At 40.0% G+C, this 19,888-nt stretch carries 16 protein-coding genes; all 16 read left to right on the forward strand.

The genetic code is table 11. The annotated features are described in order from the left end of the window. The 16 genes from cobN (at position 1) to CCC71_RS06140 (ending at position 19,765) form a co-directional block, all read left to right on the forward strand. Complete coding sequence (cobN, locus tag CCC71_RS06065; RefSeq protein WP_296333254.1) at positions 1-3,789, forward strand: cobaltochelatase subunit CobN; 3,789 nt, start codon at positions 1-3, stop codon at positions 3,787-3,789. 3 nt (positions 3,790-3,792) lie between these two features. Next, complete coding sequence (locus CCC71_RS06070) at positions 3,793-4,725, forward strand: ABC transporter substrate-binding protein (RefSeq protein ID WP_295243633.1); 933 nt, start codon at positions 3,793-3,795, stop codon at positions 4,723-4,725. A gap of 79 nt (positions 4,726-4,804) precedes the next feature. After that, positions 4,805-6,709, forward strand: coding sequence for a TonB-dependent receptor plug domain-containing protein (locus CCC71_RS06075; protein WP_295243635.1), 1,905 nt, complete (start codon positions 4,805-4,807; stop codon positions 6,707-6,709). 119 nt (positions 6,710-6,828) lie between these two features. Further along, complete coding sequence (locus CCC71_RS06080) at positions 6,829-8,031, forward strand: adenosylcobinamide amidohydrolase (protein WP_156705775.1); 1,203 nt, start codon at positions 6,829-6,831, stop codon at positions 8,029-8,031. A 94-nt stretch (positions 8,032-8,125) separates the two neighbouring features. After that, complete coding sequence (gene nifH, locus CCC71_RS06085) at positions 8,126-8,938, forward strand: nitrogenase iron protein (RefSeq protein WP_021842467.1); 813 nt, start codon at positions 8,126-8,128, stop codon at positions 8,936-8,938. Next, entirely contained in the window at positions 8,925-10,265 is a 1,341-nt protein-coding gene (locus tag CCC71_RS06090) for a nitrogenase component 1 (protein WP_156705777.1), read from the forward strand. The genes nifH and CCC71_RS06090 overlap by 14 nt, the downstream gene beginning before the upstream one ends. After that, positions 10,255-11,673, forward strand: a complete 1,419-nt coding sequence (locus CCC71_RS06095; RefSeq protein WP_021842465.1) for a nitrogenase component 1 — start codon at positions 10,255-10,257, stop codon at positions 11,671-11,673. The genes CCC71_RS06090 and CCC71_RS06095 overlap by 11 nt, the downstream gene beginning before the upstream one ends. Positions 11,674-11,686: 13 nt before the next feature. Next, a complete protein-coding gene (locus CCC71_RS06100; protein ID WP_296333259.1) occupies positions 11,687-12,694 on the forward strand; it encodes a MerR family transcriptional regulator in 1,008 nt (335 codons plus the stop codon). Positions 12,695-13,231: 537 nt separating this feature from the next. Further along, complete coding sequence (locus CCC71_RS06105; RefSeq protein ID WP_296333264.1) at positions 13,232-13,507, forward strand: metal-sensing transcriptional repressor; 276 nt, start codon at positions 13,232-13,234, stop codon at positions 13,505-13,507. 330 nt (positions 13,508-13,837) lie between these two features. Beyond that, a complete protein-coding gene (locus CCC71_RS06110; protein WP_156705781.1) occupies positions 13,838-15,745 on the forward strand; it encodes a heavy metal translocating P-type ATPase in 1,908 nt (635 codons plus the stop codon). A gap of 223 nt (positions 15,746-15,968) precedes the next feature. Further along, on the forward strand, positions 15,969-16,577 hold the full coding sequence (locus CCC71_RS06115; RefSeq protein WP_296333269.1) for a hypothetical protein: 609 nt from the start codon (positions 15,969-15,971) through the stop codon (positions 16,575-16,577). Positions 16,578-16,657: 80 nt separating this feature from the next. Next, a complete protein-coding gene (locus CCC71_RS06120) occupies positions 16,658-17,311 on the forward strand; it encodes a DsbA family oxidoreductase (protein ID WP_021842461.1) in 654 nt (217 codons plus the stop codon). Positions 17,312-17,342: 31 nt separating this feature from the next. Then, positions 17,343-17,873 carry a cysteine hydrolase family protein gene (locus CCC71_RS06125; RefSeq protein ID WP_021842460.1) on the forward strand — a complete coding sequence of 177 codons (531 nt, stop codon included), beginning with the start codon at positions 17,343-17,345 and terminating at the stop codon, positions 17,871-17,873. A 156-nt stretch (positions 17,874-18,029) separates the two neighbouring features. Next, positions 18,030-18,476, forward strand: coding sequence for a MarR family winged helix-turn-helix transcriptional regulator (locus CCC71_RS06130; RefSeq protein ID WP_247240032.1), 447 nt, complete (start codon positions 18,030-18,032; stop codon positions 18,474-18,476). After that, a complete protein-coding gene (locus tag CCC71_RS06135) occupies positions 18,473-18,799 on the forward strand; it encodes a DMT family transporter (protein WP_021842458.1) in 327 nt (108 codons plus the stop codon). Before CCC71_RS06130 ends, CCC71_RS06135 begins: the two co-directional genes overlap by 4 nt. A gap of 480 nt (positions 18,800-19,279) precedes the next feature. Next, entirely contained in the window at positions 19,280-19,765 is a 486-nt protein-coding gene (locus CCC71_RS06140) for a ferritin (protein ID WP_021842457.1), read from the forward strand. Positions 19,766-19,888 lie beyond the last annotated feature (123 nt).

Below are 19,888 nucleotides of genomic sequence, written 5' to 3' on the forward strand. Positions count from 1 at the left end.
ATGAAAAAAATTTTATATATTACTAATATGGCTAAGCAAATACACCATGTTCGTGAAGTTGAAGCTAAAGGTCGTATTGAGGCCAAAGAACATTTTAAAATTGACTTATATAACTTAAAACAAGAACCGGAATGGAATGAATCATGGGAACAACGCCTTAAAACATCAGATGTTGTTATTATGAAACATATGGGGACCGGATTAGATACACCGTTTTTACGTCGTTTGGCTAATTGGTTATATCAGAACCATCCTTGCTATGCGTTGTATGCCGATGAAGAACAGGATATGGATAAATTGCGCGCCGGTATGAGTGAAGCTGAAATGATTCGATTGTCAGAATATCAGCAGTTGAGTGGGCTTACCAATTTTGAGAATTCGTTTTTATATGCCGCTTCATTAGCCGGTGAAGCTGTTGAAGTACCGGAGCCGATACCGGTGCTATGGCAAGGTATCCTTGGTGAAAATGGCGTCACGTACGCGACCTATAAAGAGTATTTGGAAGCTGAAGGCGTGGTTGATTGTCCAAGTATCGGTGTATTTTTCTATCGTGAAGAGTGGATTATGAAGGAGTTGTATTATCCTGAATTGTTGCGAAAAACAATTAAGACATACGGTTACAACCCCATTATCTTTTTCGGGCAATACGGCGGTAATCCGCTTATAGGAGCACCTTCGTTGAAAGAGTCATTACGGATTTTATTCTGTGATGGACCTTTACCGTTTGAAGTATTAATTAATACCTGTAAATTTTCACTAATCAGTTTGAATGCAGCAACTCAAGAAGATATTAGTCATTGGGATATTCCGATTTTAATGGGGTATAACATCTATATGGATGAAGCGACTTGGGAGGCCAATGTACAAGGTTTAAGTCCTTTAGACGTGAATTTATCGGTATCTTTACCGGAATTTGATGGTTCCCTTCATGGTGGGGTTGTAGCGGCACAAACTAATATTGATGGTAAATACATATATTGGCCGGTTAAAGAACGAGTGGAATCTATCGTTAAACGAGCTGTAAAATATGAAAAACTTCGTCATTTATTGCCAGCTGAAAGAAAAGTTGCGATTATTCTTCATAATTATCCGCCTAATAATTCTAATATAGGTTCGGCAGCCGGTTTAGACACACCGGAGTCGGTGCAACGTTTATTGGTAGCTATGAAGAACGAAGGGTATACCATTGACTTAATTCCTGAGTCGGGGGCTGAATTAATAGAATCTGTTTTATCACATACTACTAATGATCGCAGTATGCTGAGTGAGGAACAGGTTGAAGACGCCGAAGGTAAATTAAGTGTGCAGCAATATAAGGAATTTTTTGATTCATTGCCGGATAAATCGAAAGTAAATATGGAAGAAGGCTGGGGACCGGCACCGGGAGAAGTTTTTCGTTATGGTGATGAACTCCTGATTCCGGGATTCAGTAATGGAAATATTTGGGTAACGGTGCAACCGCCACGTGGTTTTGGTGAAGATCCGGGTAAATTGTATCATGATCCTATTTTGGCTCCGACACATCATTATGAAGGATTCTATTATTGGCTCCGCGAGATATTTAAAGCGGACGTGGTGATGCATGTAGGCACTCATGGTTCATTGGAATGGTTGCCCGGGAAAGGCACGGGGTTAAGTTCTTCTTGTTATCCTGAAATGGGCATTCAGGATTTACCCAATGTGTATCCTTATTGGATGACAATTGTCGGTGAAGGGATACAAGCTAAACGGCGAAGTTCAGCCTGCTTAATCGGCCATATATCACCACCTATGTCTAAGGCAGGTCTTTATGATGAATATGAAGAATTAGAAAATCTCTTGGATGAGTACGGGCATTTTGAATTGGAATCGCCGGAAAGTTTAACTTCATTGTATACAGCCATTGTTGAACAAGCTAAAGCATGTCATTTTTGGGAGAGTATTCCAGAAGATAAAATGACTGATGCGGAAAGTGTATTGGCCTATTTGCATGAGTTGCTTACAGACTTAAAACATATGCAAATGCGTACGGGTTTGCATATTCTGGGTAAGGCGCCGACAGGTAAGGATTTACAAGAATTTTTATTAGCTCTTATGCGAGTTCAAAACGGTATTGTACCGGCATTACCGGATACGATTGCCAAAGGTCTGGGCTATGATTGGAATACATTGGAACAGTATGGCGGTCAAAAGGTAGATTCTTTACAAATAGGTGAACAAATCAATTCTAATGAGAATCAAGACTTTTTGTTTACCGGTAAATGTATACTTCGCAACAAAGATATTGTAGATCAAATATGGCATGTGATTCGTGATGTGATTGCACATTTAGCAGAAAATGACTATATCTATTCCGACTCATGGCAACATTTGGAATCAGTTAATACGTTATGGCAACGGTATAGTGTTGAAAAAGACAGTAAGGTAAAGCAAGTTTGTTTGACTGAAATCGGTTCGATTTTATTGGAGGCTTGTCACGAGTACGTGCCGAAATTAAAGCAGACCGAACAGGAAATAGGACATACATTAAAAGCTTTGGCCGGCCATTATATTGAACCGGGGCCGGGCGGTGCCGCAACGAGTGGACGAGCCGACGTCTTACCGTCAGGTCGCAATTTCTTCGGTGTGGATGAAAGAATGTTGCCTACGAAAGTTGCTTATGAATTAGGAAGTACATTAGCTGATCAGGTTATAACCGATTTCATTAAAGAGGAAGGGCATTATCCGGAGTCGATTGGCATAGTTCTATGGGCCGGTAGTAATACGCGAAGCCATGGCCAATGTTTAGGCCAGTTTATGAATTTAATGGGGGTTCGACCAATTTGGCAAGGTGGCGGTGGTCGTGTTATCGGAGTTGAGGCTATACCGCTTGCAGAACTGAAACGACCACGTATTGATGTAACCGGACGAATAAGTGGTCTTATCAGAGACATGATGCCAAATGCCTTAAAATGGCTTGATAAAGCAGTAACTTTGGTTGCTGAATTGGATGAGAGTGAAGAAGATAATTTTATAAAAAAACATATTAATGAGGATGTTTCTTGGCTTGTGTCAGAAGGTGAAGATGAGAAAGCCGCTTATCAAAAAGCCAGATTCCGTTTATTTGGGGATCCACCCGGGGCATATGGGGCCGGTATTGGACAATTAATTGAGCAGAAAAATTGGGAGTCGATTGATGATTTGGCCGATGTTTATGTAACTTGGGGTAGTTATTGTTATGGTGACGGTGCTAAATCAAATCAGGATAAACGCATATTTAGAAGAAGATTAGCTACTATGGAAGTTACCATTAAAAATGAGGATAATCGAGAAGCACATATGTTGAGCTCGGATGATTATAATGCCTATCATGGCGGTTTAATAGCTGCTGTTCGAAGTATTCGCGGTGAAGTCCCACGCTCCTATGTTGGTGATAGTTCGAATCGTGAACAGGTAAAAACACGTAATTTAAAAGAGGAAGTGAATCGTTTAGTTCGTGGTGAGACGTTAAATCCTAAGTTTATAGAAGGTATGCAACAACATGGCTATAAGGGAGCCTCTGATTTGGCAAATGTGGTGGCACACAGTTTTGCTTGGGATGCCACGAGTGCTGTAATCGAGGACTGGGTATATGAAGGCTATGCCAATAAGTATGCTTTAGATAAAGATATGCAAGAATGGATGCAATCAGTGAATCCATGGGCATTGGCCCGAATTGCTGAAACATTATTAGAGGCTATTCAGCGTGGTTTGTGGCAAGCACCAAAAGATATGGAAGATCAATTAAAACAATTGTATTTAGCCATGGAAGGCGAAATTGAAGGACGATAGTCTATGAGTGTTTATAAAAAGTTGTGGTTTTTATTTATCTTTTATCTGATAGTATTTTCCATTGTAGGTTGTAAGACATTAGATGAAACAAAAACGTTAGAGGGAACACATCAGATAAGAGATTCTACCGGTGCCGTGGTGCAGGTGCCGGATAATCCTACACGCGTTGTTCCTATCGGTGTAAGTACGGAAGATATGGTGATTTCTTTAGTAGGTCCGCAGAAGATTGTGGCTTTAGGTAATTTACCAAATAATTTTCCGGAAGAATCCAAGCAAATAAAAGCAAAGGTAAAATTGAATACGGAAGCCGTTTTGGCATTGCATCCGGATTTACTGATTGTTCCTGACTGGGTGGACCAGGAAATGGTGGTTACTTTACGAGGCCTAAATGTTCCAGTCTATGTATATAAAGGCCCAAGAACTATAGATGGCAGTGAAAAAACTATTTTAGAGTTAGCTGACTTATTAAATCAAAAGAGTAAAGGCGAAGCCATTGTTAACTCAATGCAGCAACGATTGGTAAAGGTTGCTGCATTTACGGAGCAGGTTAAAAGCCGGAAAATTGTCGGATTTTATGGTGTTTTAGGCTTGACCGGCGGTATAGGGAGCACTTTTGACAATATGACACAGCTGATAAATGCAGCTAATGCGGCAGCTTTATTGGGCTTGGACATCAGTGAAAGCGGAACTCGTGAAGATTTAATACGAATTAATCCTGATGTTATTATTGTACCGTCAAATGTTTATAGTTTTGATCAGTATAAAGAAATTGAAGTTACTTCATTATATAGTGATCCTGCCTTGAAAGATGTGAAAGCTGTAAAAAATCATCAAATTTATGTAATTGACGCTCGCTGGATAATGAGTTATTCACAGTTTATGATTAATGGTATTGAGGAATTGGCGCGTGTAACATATGGATACTCCGCAAAATAATAAAGCGTGTTTAAGGTGTTTAGTTTATTACTATTTTTATAATAAGTATTTTTATAGGTATTGAGTTGGAGGGTTTATTATGGGTCGAGTTATTGGTAAAAACAAAAAAATGTTAGCTGCTTATGTTACGTTTGCACTAATGGGTATGTCATTAAGTGGCCAAACCATGGCGGCAGCCGGCACTACTGATGAGGTATATGCATTACCTGATGTTGTAGTAACTGCTACAAGAACGGAACAACAGGTTACCAAAGTTCCTGCCAGTGTAACTGTTGTAAAAGGCGAAGATTTGGAAGAAAGACATGAATCTAATTTAGGGGAAGCTTTGCGTAACGTACCGGGAGTAGAGTTTAATACATATGGTGGCGGTGTAGGGTATACTAACTCTAATTCTTTCAGAATTAATGGTAGTAATAATGTTTTATATATGGTAGATGGTATTAATATGAATGCTGCCGGTGTTAACGTACCGTTTACTATTTTAAAAAATATGGATGGTATTGATCGTGTGGAAGTGGTTAAAGGGGCTGCTTCTACCTTATATGGGTCCGGTGCTATTGGCGGTGTTGTAAATGTTATTACTCGTGTACCGGAAGAAGGCATGAAAACAACTGCTCGTATTACCGGTGGCAGTTATGATAAAGAACAATATAAATTTATCAACGAAGGTAAAGAAGGCAATGTATATTGGCGTGCATCGTATCAGAAAGATATTGTGGGTAGCTATAAGGATGCTCATGGGGTCGAAGTTCCACAACATTTAAACGGACGTACCGCATCTTTCATGGTGGGTAGTGATATTGATGATAACAATAATGTGATGATTTCTTATGATTCCTATCGTGCCGATGTAAAATATGCCGATTCTGCTAAAAAATTAAATCATATTCGTTATGGTAATGAAGGCAATGATTCGTTCCGTGGCATTTGGAAAAATAAGATTAATGATCGCTTAAGTCATCAGTTATATGTATTAAACAATCACTATGATGGTACTTATGACGGCTATACGACGGATATTAAAACGATTGCAATTGGCGATCAGGTAACGTATCTTTTAGATAAACATACTTTGATTGGTGGTTTTGATTGGCGCCAGGATAAAGTAAATACTATCGGTGACAGCTGGGAAAAAATTACCGGTAAAAAGTTAACGAATACATCATATTATGTTCAAGATGCTTGGAATTTTGCTCCAAAATGGACATTAACACCTGGCATTCGTGTGGATCATCATTCGGAATTCGGGTCCCATACATCACCTCACATTTCCTTGGGTTATGATGTAAATGAAAAGACTAATGTATATGTGTCGTATAATGAATATTTCTTGGCTCCGACCCCATATCAGTTATTCAGTGATAACTATGGGAACAGAAACTTAAAACCGGAAACCGGTCATGAAGTAGATTTTGGTGTTCATCATCAATTTAGTAATTCCTTAATAGGCAATTTAAACTTCTTTACCCGCCATTCCACTGATAAAATTGATTTCAATCGATCTACCAGTAAGTATGCTAATTTTTCAAATGAAAAAGCACGTGGTTTCAGCTTCGATTTGCGTAAGCAAATTACCGGTAACTTGTCAGCCGGAGCGGCTTATACATATACCCATATTGACGCTACATCCGGACGCTCCGCCAATGCAAACGGCTATGTACCGAAACATGCTATCAATTTAAGTTTAGACTATAACGATGCTAAATGGGATGCTCATTTGGATGTACGTGCCGTAATTAACCGTCCGGGCATTGCTACGACTGCCGATAAAGGTGATTTCTTCCCTAAGAGCACCTATTGGATTACGAATGTAAGTGCCAATTACCGTATTACTGATGACATTACCGTTTTCGGACGCGTTAATAATCTATTTGATGTATATTATGCGGAAATGTCGAATGTTGCCGGTTGGGGCGGCAGTGCTGGAGATTGGTGGGCAATGCCTGGCCGTAACTATCAATTAGGTATGGAATTCACTTTCTAATATAAATATCGAATGCAGTATAGTATTAGTTCTTTTACTATAGTTTAAAGATTACCCCCATTATGCAAGTAATGGGGGCTATATCTATATGTTATTTTTCACCAAAAGGAATCTATTATATGGAACTGTGGAAATTGCCAACCGGCGACTCGGTATCACGTTATGAACGATCAATCGTAGTTAATTTTACCGGACCGCGCAAGGTATTGAGTACCTCTCTATTTAATGGTGGTTATCATGAGGATTATACTTATGTGTTCAATCATGACTCCAAGCCCAGCCCCGGGGAGACGATGTGCACGTCACTGGAAGATTATTTGCAGCATTTGCATGATGTAACGTTGCGTCTAGGTTTTGAACCCACCAAAGGAACCGGCATTGGTACGGCGGCCTACATGGAGAATGTAGCGATTATTGAGAAGTCTTATAAGGAACTTACGGTGACGGCTATTGTTACCGGTGGTATTGATGTTAATGGCGGACGTGTAGGCGATGAAGCGTCGTATTATAGACCGTTGGAAAAAACTGAAACAACTACAGATGACGATATACGTTTTAAAACAGGACGGCAGCAAGCTCCAAATGGTACAGAAGCAGAGCCATTGGGGACAATTAACATCATTCTTTATATTGACGGCGATTTAGCAGAGCCTTTATTAGCTCGGGCATTGGTAACATGCACCGAAGCGAAAACGGCTGCATTGCAAGAACTTCAAGCCGGCAGCCATTATTCCATGGGCATCGCCACCGGTTCCGGCACGGATCAGACTATAGTAGTCGCTAATAGTGAATCACCGTATTATTACGACAGTGCCGGCAAGCATTCCAAATTGGGTGAATTAATTGGTAAAGCTGTCAAAAAAGCGGTAAAATTAGCATTATACAAGCAGACTCATTTGGGGCCGAAACAGCAACATAATCTATTTAAGCGTTTGCAGCGCTTCGGGCTTTCCCTGAACTATCTGTTTGAAAGCTATATGAGTGAGTATGAGGCTGACGGGCATGAGAAGTTTGAAGTGCTTAATGCATTTGAGAAATATGCGCGCAGTAATGAAACTGTAGTTATGAGTGCTATGTGGTCGCATTTGGTAGATGAATGGCTGTGGGGGCTGTTGACGGATGAAGAATTGAATCTCGGCTTAGTACAGCTGGGTTTGGTACCCGTTGAATCATCTGGCTCTTATCCATCGAATAGCCTTGAATATTTTGAGCCGGCCGGTATTTCAGCTACTCACCAATTTGAAGTGGCGGATGTAATTCGTAACTTAGAGAATCATATTATCAATGAAGTGCGTATTCGATTAGGGGATACTACGAAATAGTGAATTACAAGATAGAATCAACAAAGTTATTTTAGATTCATTATAAAATTGCTAACTCTACATAGCCTTATACATTTGAAAGGCAGTGGTTATTATGAAAAAGATTGCTATATATGGTAAAGGCGGTATCGGCAAATCCACGACGACTGCCAATATATCGGCCGCATTGGCGCAGCAAGGGCGTCAAGTCTGTCAAATCGGTTGTGATCCGAAAAATGACTCTACCCGTTTGCTTCTTCATAAGATTTGTCATCAAACGGTGTTGGACGAAGTATGTCTAAAAGATGATGACGTTACCTTAGAAGACGTTGTGCATACAGGTTTTGCCGGTGTTACTTGTATTGAAGCGGGCGGACCGGAGCCGGGCGTGGGCTGTGCCGGTCGCGGTATCATCGTTGCCTTAGAGAAACTCAACGAATTATCGGTAATGGATGACAAAGATATTGTTATTTATGATGTCCTTGGTGATGTGGTTTGCGGTGGTTTTGCCGTGCCGATTCGTGAAGGCTATGCCGATGAGATCTACATTGTTACGTCCGGCGAAACGATGGCTCTCTATGCGGCCAATAATATCTGTAAAGGGATTGCCCGTTTTGCCAAACGAGGATCCGTACGTTTGGGTGGCCTAATTCTTAATAGTCGTATGGTTCCTAATGAAGAGGCTATAGTTAATGCCTTTGCAGAGCGTTTGGGAACTAAAGTTGTTGCCGTGATTCCCCGTGATAATATTGTACAGAATGCGGAAATTAATCGTCAGACGGTTATTGAATATGCTCCTGATAGCGCGCAAGCTACCGTGTATCGTGAGTTGGCAAGCCACATTTGGGATAGTCAAGCGTCGGATATACCAAAGCCGTTAGCATTCGAAGAATTGGAAGAGTTGGTGTATAGCTATGGCCGTGAATAAGCGACGTTTTATCAAAGACAAAGTCAGTTACAGTTGCAGTATGCCTGGTGTATGGAAAGCAGTAGCGCATTCTGAAGGTTGTGTGGTTGTGTATCATGCACCGAAAGCTTGTGCCCATATTACGGAAGAAATGGAACGTAATCAGTACTTTCGTATGTTGGCACGTCGCGAATATACGAATCCGCCGTATACAGCACCGCTCATCACGTCTAATATTGCCAAGAAGGAATCGATCTTTGGTGGTAGTCAGTTGCTGAAAAAATGCTTAGATTATGTGGTAGCAACCTATAAGCCACGCTATATTGTGGTGACCGATTCCTGTGTAGCCGGTGTTATCGGTGATGATTCGGCGGCTGTTTGCCAAGAAGCAGAACAAGAATATGGCATTCCCGTACTCCATGTGGATTGTCATGGTTTTTTAGATGGTGAATATTATGGTGGATTTATTAGCGCTGCAAAATTATTAATTGACCGTTTCATGGCGAAAAAAGAGTTACCTAACGTTACATCTGACCAGCCCTATAAAGTGACACTTATCGGCGAAAAAGACGGGCCCGGCTCAATGGCTATCCAACAATTCTGTGCTTTAATTGAAGATTTTGGTTTAGAGATTTATAAAGCATTTCCCGGTTATTGCTCAATTGAAGATATGCAAAAGATCGGTGAGTCGGATTTTACGGTTATTTTAGGCGGTACACAAAAGGCCTATGCTTATTTACGTGAAATTGCCGATTATATGAACGAAAAGCTTGGTATTTCTCATTTTGCCTCTGATTATCCAATCGGTTGGGAAGGTACGAGGCGTTGGCTCGACGATTTTAGCGTATTTTTGCAAAATTTTAAGAGCGACGCTAAGAATCATAAGATTGAGATAGAAGCGATAAAAGCTAATGTGTGGCGCCGTTTTGAAGAAGGTTTTGAACCTTTTAAAAAGACACTTCAAGAGGCTTCTATCGTGCTTTCTTTAGGTTATATAAACCCTAACTACGATTTGAGTTGGGTTCTTGAGTGGATCCATTTAGGTAATTTATCGTTAGCAAAGGTTGTTATTCTGGATAATGTTCCGGAAACCCAACAGGCTATGTATAGAACGATGGTACAGCGTTTTTATCCGGAGACAACGATTGTTTTAGAAACTGCGGATACGGTATTACCGAAAGATGCTTTAATTATAACTACGCAGGAATTGGCCGAGCCTTTTTTACGACAACTAATATTGCCTTGTTTGCCGCCAATCGGCATGGCCGGTTTGGTACAGATGTATCGCAAGCTGTTTATGTTGGCAAGACGGCGCGGTGAGAGGGGGATTGTGCTCTATGGCTGGTAATTCGTGGTTTAATCATAATGAATGTTTACAAAGTTGTGCCCTTGCCGGTGCTGCCGCTATGGCTGCTGGCATTACCGATGCGTATATTGTCGCGAACGGCCCTACCTGGTGCTACTTTTATGCTATGAAGGTTACTGACCGCCCGGGTCTAAACTTGGGTCAACGCTTTCTGTGTACCTATCCATCCAATGGGGCTATCGTGTTTGGTACTGAAAAAGAATTGCTGCAGACGTTGGCAGATTTAACTAAACTGCCAAAAGCACCGGGATTAGTATTAGTTGAAAATAGTTGTGCTTTTAGTCTGATAGGCGATGATTTGTCGAGCATTGTCAGCGAATCTGATTTGACTTGTCCTATACTTACTATGGACTCAGGTGGTACTTTGGGTGACTTTTGGGCTGGCTATCGTAAAGCCTTGCTTGATTTGCTGAAATTGGTGGATTTTCAAAATGTTGAAAAATCTGCTGATACCAAAAAGAATGGCAAAGTCCATAACGAAGAGTGTGGCCAAGAAAATGGCAATGATAGAATGACTAAGTCACAGTATACGGTAAATCTAATCGGTTGTTCCGTCACGTATTATAATGAAATAGACGATTTGGCAGAGTTGGAACGGCTTTTGAAAATAGTGGGGATAGACGTCAATCTGATATTGGCCGTCAATCATAATATGGCTGATTTGAAGTGTTTGTCGCAGGCTGATTTAAATGTAGTCATTCATCCTGAACTCAGTCATGAGGTGGCTGAGTGGTTATTGAAAAAACTAGCCATGCCGTATATTGAACCGGTTTTGCCATATGGCCTGGAAGGGACGCTTACATGGGCACATGAAATAGTGACGGCACTCATGAAACAGGCCCATGCTGCAGGTTCTCAAGCTGATGAATCTGATACATTAACTAAGTCCGACGATAGAGATGAAGCGCAAATTGAAATACGCTTAAAGCCCCTAACAGACCTTATTCAAAGCGAAAAGGCCCGTCAATTTGAACGGACTAAAGAGATTCAACGTTTATGCGGTGAACCTTGGTTTGATTCTGTTTTAGTATCAGCGCCAAGTTCAGTTGTGCGTGGTATGGAACGGGCCCTTAATGATGAATGGCTTGATGCGGGGCAGTTTACTTATGTTGTGCATGACGATAGCAAATCTAATCCGGACTATTATTCCTATGTACAAGGCCATGATTGGCAGGCCGCTTTGCAAACCGGCGAGAATGGTTTATTATTAGGAAGTGATCAAGAGCGACGTTTATGTGTGCCGGATAAGCATATTGCATATCAAACAATCAGTAATCCGGAACCGGCTGAGATTGTACTGGCTGAACGCCCTTTTATGGGGATTAGAGGTCATCGCCATATGCAAGAAATTATTTGGAATTTATATATTCACAGTTTAGAAAATGGATAAGGACTAAAGAGTCATGGATACTGACAATAAGGCAAAAATACCTGCTTTTGATACTGATATGAAGCATACAGCTACAAATATTGTCGGTGAGCACGGTTTGGATACTCCAATGAATCTGAGTATTGAGGGGGGCCATGAAAAAGCGATAACTGAAGCGATTGTGATGGACGAGTCAATCCACGACAATTTACTCAGCATTAGTGATATGGCGAAACTTCATGGCTTAACGCGTCCAACGCTTTTGTATTACGATTCTATCGGGCTTTTTTCACCGGTTTTTACGGCATCAAATGGTTATCGTTATTATAGCCGTGTGCAGATTCCGCTCTTGCGTGAAATTTGTTTTTTAAAAGCTTTAGGTATCAGTTTGAAAGAGATTCAAGGACATTTAAATAATCGTACACCGGAAGCAGAATTAGAGTTATTGGCCGAACAGGAATTAAAGATTCAGAAAGAAATGCAAGAGTTAGGGCGTAAGCGTTTAGCTTTGCAGCAGCGACTCTATATGTATAAGGAAGCGGTCAACGCCGTGCCGAGACCACAGGGGGAACCGTTTTTGCGACATTACAAAGAACGTACCATTATTTTTAAAACATTTTTAGAAAACGACTCAGGTGATGTGGATCGTCAAAATATCCACTTAACGTCTATGGAGCTTTGGCGCGATTTATATAATCATGAGTTTTTGCCGGCCTATAGCTATGGTTTTTTGATAAAAGAAGAAGCACTTAAAACGGATAACATGCTTAAAGACGGGGGCTGCTATATTCGAGTTCCCGTGGGGAATTTTGAATTTGAGTCAACTGTCTTGAATTTGCCGGAAGGCGATTATATTTGCTGTTATAAGCGGGGGCGCCCAACTGATTTAACTGTTTTAAAACAGCTCTTGGCTTGGATTGCGGAAAAGGGGTATACCGTTTGCGGTGATGTGGTGGATTCCTGTTTCTTGGATACGACGTTTGACGAAGTTCTTCATGACGAAATTTTTACAATACTTCAGATTCCGGTAGTCAAAAAGTAACGATTTTACATTGTTTGCGTATTGATTTTGTGTTGCTTTTATATTGCCTTTGTATTGCCTCTGGTGCACATTTATACTGAATATTTAAAATAGTGATAAGATACTATAGAAAATATCATATAAACTTCATCTAATATTTAGGGAAAATCTATTGACTGTAAAGTTACTTTATAGTTTAGAATAGCGTCTATAGAAAAAGTAGTCCCTATGGTAGGACAGTAGTTGAGATGGAGGGATGCAGTATGATGGCAATTTTAATTTTGATTAATAAAGCAATCGAAGATTGGCTCAAAACTTTCTAATGGGAACAAAGAGAATGATGACAACGCAACTAAATAATCGTTACTTTGTAAAAGTGACAGAGAAAGCATCGTAGTTATTTTAAAAATAACTGTGGTGCTTTTTTGTTTACCTATAACTGACAGTAAGTTGACTATGATTATATTTTATTTGAAATATGAATCAGAGTTATTTTATTGACAATACATGTGTTCGCGGTTATTATTAAATAAAGATAAAAAAGATGGAGGATACCTAATGAAACAGTGTATGGATGCGGACAATTTACATCGCCGCCTCAAGAAAATTATCGGGCAAGTGCAGGCGATAGATAGAATGGTAGACGAAGACGTACCATGTGAGGATATTTTATCCCAAATTAATGCTGCAAAATCTGCTTTAAATCGTTGTGGGCAGGTTATTCTGGAAGGCCATATTCGTCACTGTGTATGCGATGGGTTAGAGCACGGCGATGTGGATAAAACCCTTGATAAATTCACTAAAGCAGTAGAACGTTTTGCCAACATGCAGTAGCAGTAACATGTAGATGTAAGGTGATTGATTCGTCGGTGTATGTTTACGAATAAAATTGAATAGTAAGTCCTTAAGGCGAAGAGAAAATCTTCGTCTTTTTTATTTTCTTATTGACAACCTATACCCCTATAGGTATAATGCAAGTGTAATAACTTATACCCCTATAGGTATAAAAGTTCGAAAATAAGCCCATATAGGTAGCGCATAAAGAGTCTGCCTATGTGGGCATTATAAGCAACAACATATGAATACTTGCTTATATATTATGATATGTTCGTTTATATTTCATTATTATCATATCGGTATCATCAGTCAAACAGGAGGTTTATCATGGAAACGGCTATACGAAAGTTGGAAACCAATGTATTTAGCAAATTAGAGTATTTATTGGAATTAGGCGGTATTAAAAAAGATATAGCGTTTTTGGTATTATCCGGCTTAGCTGTATTAGCCAGCTTGTTTGATTATCAGCCGCTACCGTTTGATATTGCTTGGGTGGCGATTATCCTTTGCGGCTTGCCGATTATTATAGAAGCCATTATCGGCCTTGTAACTGAGTTTGATATAAAAGCTGATGTGTTGGTATCCTTGGCCTTGATCGCGGCTGTGGCGACCGGTGAAATTTTTGCGGCTGCCGAAGTGGCGTTTATTATGCAAATTGGTGCGCTCCTTGAAGATATTACGGTAGCTAAAGCAAGAGCCGGTATTGAAAAGCTCGTTAATTTAACACCTCAAGAGGCACGTGTTTTAACGGCTAGTGGGGCTCAATTTGTTAAAGCTGATGAAGTCCAAGTGGGCGATATTTTGCGCGTGTTACCGGGCGAAACGATTCCGGTGGATGGTGAAATTATCGCCGGTGAAACTTCGATTAACCAGGCCGTACTTACCGGGGAATCTTTACCGGTGGATAAAACGGTAGGTGATATGGTGTCCAGCGGTACGGTGAATCAGTTTGGCAGCTTTGATATGCGTGCCGTAAAGGTTGGTGAAGACAGCTCTATTCAACGTATGATTCGCTTGGTTCAGTCCGCTGATGCAGGCAAAGCGAAGATTGTAGGCCTTGCGGATCGTTGGGCTACTTGGGTTGTAGTGATTGCTTTACTTTCCGCTATCGGCACTTGGGCCGTGACCGGTGAAATCCTGCGCGCCGTTACTATACTCGTTGTATTTTGCCCTTGTGCCTTGGTATTGGCTACGCCGACGGCCATCATGGCGGCTATCGGAAATGCCACTAAACATGGCTTCTTGGTGCGTGAAGGGGATGCGCTGGAACGGTTAGCTAACGTGAAGACTGTTACCTTTGACAAAACCGGTACGTTAACGTTCGGTATGCTTAAGGTCATTGCGGTTGAACTGATTGATTCTCCGGTGGGTTGTACCAGTGATTCGGTCTATCGTTTGGCAGCCAGCTTGGAAGCGTTATCGGAGCATCCGTTGGGCAAAGCTATTGTTAAGTCGTTTAAAGAAGGTTCTAAAACGGATATATTGCCTGTTACTGAATTTAAAATGCTACCGGGTCGTGGCGTTTCCGGTAAAATTGCAAGCCAGTTAATCGTTGCCGGTAATGAACGCATGATGGCGGAAGCGGGTATTGAAATTGCATCTTCTGTGAAAACAAGCGGCGCTAGCTATCTTGATCAAGGCGGCACCATTGTTTATGTGGCAGTTGGTCAATATTTGGTAGGTTACTTGGTATTGGCTGATACGGTGCGTAGCGAAAGCCAGGCAGTTATTGATAAACTAAATCGTATCGGTGTTGAGACGGTTCTCTTGACCGGCGATAATGAAAGTGCGGCCTACACTATCGGCTCTCAATTGGGCATCCGCAGTATTCGTGCGAATTGTTTGCCGGAAGACAAGTTAAACTACATTGAATCTCATGAAAATCAATCTATTTGTATGATTGGTGATGGTATTAATGATGCGCCGGCTCTTAAAAAAGCACAGGTAGGTATTGCTATGAGTGGCGTAGGCAGTGATATTGCGGTTGATGCGGCCGATATTGCCCTCGTTGATGATGAAATTAAAGAATTGCCTCATCTTATGGCCTTGTCTAAACGCATGATGAGCACCATTAAGTGGAATTTGGTGTTTGCCATGATTCTAAACTTTACGGCCATCGGTTTGTCCTTCCCGGGCATTTTAACACCGGTAACGGGTGCGTTGGTACATAACGCGGGCTCCGTATTAGTTATTATTAATTCCGCCTTGCTTTTGACGTGGCGTAGCAGAGCGTAGATATATAACAATATTATAGAGGCACATATGGCTTGATAATCTGATTAAAACCTCCTCATAGTTTATGGGGAGGTTTTTGGCGGTTAATGTATAATTCAAATAATGATTTGTAAAAAGGAGTTTAATTGAGATATGTCGAAATCGATAAGAGGGAAGTTATTATGTTACTTTTTTATTAGCATAATTAGCGATTACTACTGTTTATTGGGGAAAGGGGATTATTATGAAAAAGATAGTTTCAGTTCTTGTTGGTGTTAGTGTATTTTTGGGGATAAGTGAGATAAATCTTGTGGTTGACACTAATTTTTCACATGTAGAGGCAGCCGTAGTTGCTCAACAAGATTCAAGTCAAAAGATGCCGGCAAAGAGTAAGGTAAAGAGTTCTTTGATTAATATGACGGGGAAATATGATAATGTCAAACCGGGGCGACTTTATGGAACAATGATTTCTAAAGAAGAGAAAGTTATTGCCGGTGTAAGCTTAGGTTCTTCCTTTGAAAGTATTATTAAAAGTCTGGGTAAACCTGATAAAATTGATTATATTGGCAATAGAATATCAGCTGTAACCTATGGTGGGATTTACTTTAGTAGTTTTATGGGGAGTGAAGAAATGTACATGATTACTGTGTCAAATCGTGATGCAGTGACAGCTCGTGGAGTGGCCGTAGGAGATACCTTGGAGAAGGTTTATTCTTTATATGGCCAACCAGATACAGTTTCTCAAGATAAAGATAGCTGGTTTTATGGTAGATTCATGCCCATGACTGATAATGTAGCCGGAATACGATTTGTGCATGATGGAAATAGAGTAACTAAAATCATTATTCTATAATTAGGGTTATAGAATGTTATAATTAATTACAATTGCTTAATTACAGTTAAAAAATAGATACAGTTAAGAAAGGAATTTTTATGGAAATTATATATTGGTCAGATTATGCTTGCCCGTTTTGTTTCATTGGACGCAAGCATTTAGAGGCTGCCATTGAGAAAATAAATAAAGAAAAAGATGAAACGTTTACAGTAACAATGAAGGCATTTGAACTGGATCCGAGTGCACCTACAGTAGTGGAAGGGACTGCTACTGAGCGTCTTGCATCAAAATACGGTTTAACGATGGAAGATGCAGCTGATAGAATTAATGGCGTAAATATGATGGGGCAGGCTCTCGGTATCGATTTCAGATACGATTTGGCAAAACCTTCAAATACCTTTGATGCGCATCGTATTACGAAGTTAGCTCAGGCAAAAGGCAATGATGTAGCCGAAGTTTTGACTGAATTATTGTATGAGGCGTATTTTGTAAAACATGAAGTGTTGGCAGACCATGCTGTATTAATGTCAAAAGCCAAAGAAGCCGGCTTGGTTGAAGACGAAGTAAAAGCTGTGTTAGATTCGGATATGTATGCTAATGAGGTTCGTGAGGAAGAAGCGTTAGCTGCTCGTTATGGCATTAACTCCGTGCCGTTCTTTGTAGTAAACGATAAAGTAGCATTACCGGGGGCACTGCCAATTGAAGAATTTGAAAAAGTTCTTCGTGAAATGTTGGAAAAAGAAGTCGAATAGTATGTATTTATAAAGTGAGGAGCTGATTATCATGGGCAAGAATATTTTAATCGTTGTGGATATGCAAAATGATTTTATTACCGGTTCGTTGGGGACGGCTGAAGCGCAAGCGATTGTACCTAAAGTGGCAGCTAAGATTGCCGAGTTTGATGGCGATGTTTTCTATACCATGGATACGCATGATGAAGCGTATTTAAATGAACAGGAAGGGCAGAACTTACCGGTATTGCATTGCCAAGAAGGCACGGAAGGTTGGCAATTAGCTCCTGAGATTATAAATGCAGCGCCGATTGATCCGGAAAAAGTATATTGCAAAAATCAATTTGGTTCGGTTGAATTGGCGGAAGATTTGCAATATTTGAATGAGGAAGAAGAAATCGATTCTATTGAACTCGTTGGTCTTTGTACCGATATTTGCGTCGTATCCAATGCCATTTTGTTAAAAGCTTTTTTGCCGAATGTGCCGATTACGGTATGGGCTGATAGCTGTGCCGGGGTAACGCCTGAGAAACATGAAGCGGCTTTGGAAACGATGCGTAGTTGCCAGATTATAGTTAAATAAAAATAAAAAATAAAAAAAGTCCTAAATCAGACCTTTACAAAAGTCCTAATTCGTACTATAATAACTATTGTAGTTAAGTCTGAATTAGGACTTTTTGGTTTATATTATAGTTGGCAAATATGGAATATAGTTTTTTAATAATCGGGAGGTATTATTTTGGAACAATTACGCAAGCAACAAATACAAGCACTTGGTTGCTATTTTGGTCGCATAGTGGAATTATATGCTGATTGGGCTAAACAAGAAGGTCTTAGCTACAATAAGTTAGCTGTGATTATGACTATTTTTTACGGTGAAAAGGCTACACAGCGTGAAATTTGCTCGGAATGGGCCTTGCCAAAGCAGACCGTATCGACGATTTGTAAAGGTTTTGAGCAAACCGGTCTTATTACGTATACGGCCGGTACTGAAGATAATCGTGAGAAGTATATGGCACTAACCGCTAAGGGGCTCGCGACGTATAGGCCCGTTATGGAGAAGTTACAAGCGGTTGAGTTTTATGCTTTGCAAAAAATGGGCGACGAAAAAGTCGCTTTAATGTTAGCTTGTATGGAACAATTTACTTCGGCATTTGCCGAAGGTGCTAAGGAGGTTACTAAATGATTGGTTATTTATTTTTAGGTGCAGCTATTTTATTGGAGATTTTTTCGACATCCATGTTAAAGCTATCTATGGGATTCACTAAGTTGATTCCATCCGTCGTATTTGTAGTGGGTATGAGTTCCTCATTTTATGTGTTGTCCAAGGCATTAAATTTGATTCCCCTCAGCATTGCCTATGCCATTTGGTCAGGTATCGGGACTGCGTTAACAGCCCTTATCGGTGTATATATTTGGAAAGAAGAGCTTTCTATGACAGCTGTAATTGGTATCGCACTCATTGTAATCGGGGTAATATTATTAAACCTAAAAGGTGCAGCCCATTAATTGGTAGATTCAAAGTTTATAACATAATTCCTTGTATTAGGGGCCCCGAGGTGGGCTCCTTTTATTTTACTAAAAAAGAATCTCATTTAAATCTAAAAGTTCACTAAATCTTCATCTTGTTTTAATGTAGCAGGCATAGAGTAATGATTACAGAGTTGTTAAGAGCAACGAAGTAAATAGAACAAATAACAAGGAAGAAGATGATAGAGTAAGGAAACCTTTGTTGATAACGGTGGTAGCTGTTTTAGTAATTCAACATATGAATTATTAGAATTATTATATGGTCGTTGTTTGAAAAACAAGGGTAGATTTATGATTATCGATGTGCTATAATGAAGTTGTAAGTGATAATAAATACTTTTAAAGAATTAATCAAGCTTAGTGATGTGAATCACGGCTCCATTACAGCATGTAAATTTCTGCGTGGTGTAACATTAATTAAAAAATTAATTGAGAAGAAAGGCTTCAGGTGAGTTTACCATGAACAAAAAAATCGCAAAAGCATTAAACGAACAAGTTATTTTTGAATTTAATTCCGCATATTTATATTTAGCATTATCCTTGTCAATGGCTGATGCACGTTTTAAAGGTTTCTCCGCTTGGTTGCGTTTACAGTACCAAGAAGAAATGGATCATGCATTCAAATTTATTGACTATTTAGAAACTCGTAACGAAACAACTACTTTGGGTGACATCAAAGCTCAGGCCGTTGAAGTTAGCGATCCATTGAAAGTAGCTGAAATGGTTTACAACCATGAACAAGTTATTACCGGTAAAATTAACGAAATTTATGCATTAGCTATCAAAGAAGAAGACTATGCAACTGTTAACTTCTTGAACTGGTTCATTAATGAACAGGTTGAAGAAGAAGCCAGCGCTCGTGACTTGGTTGATGAATTCAAATTTGCCGGTGACAGCCGTGCCAGCCAGTTGTTTGTTGACTCTCGTTTGGGTAATCGTCAATAATTCTAAGTTGATTGTGAGTACAATCTGACTTAGTCTAATATCAATAGTTTTAACTGATAAAAAATTACACAAGCTTAAGTAAGCTAAAAGAGACGCTCTTCGGAGCGTCTTTTTTGGCTCTTT

This window comes from Veillonella sp. LMAG:90, assembly GCF_008679445.1.
Lineage (GTDB): Bacteria > Bacillota > Negativicutes > Veillonellales > Veillonellaceae > Veillonella_A.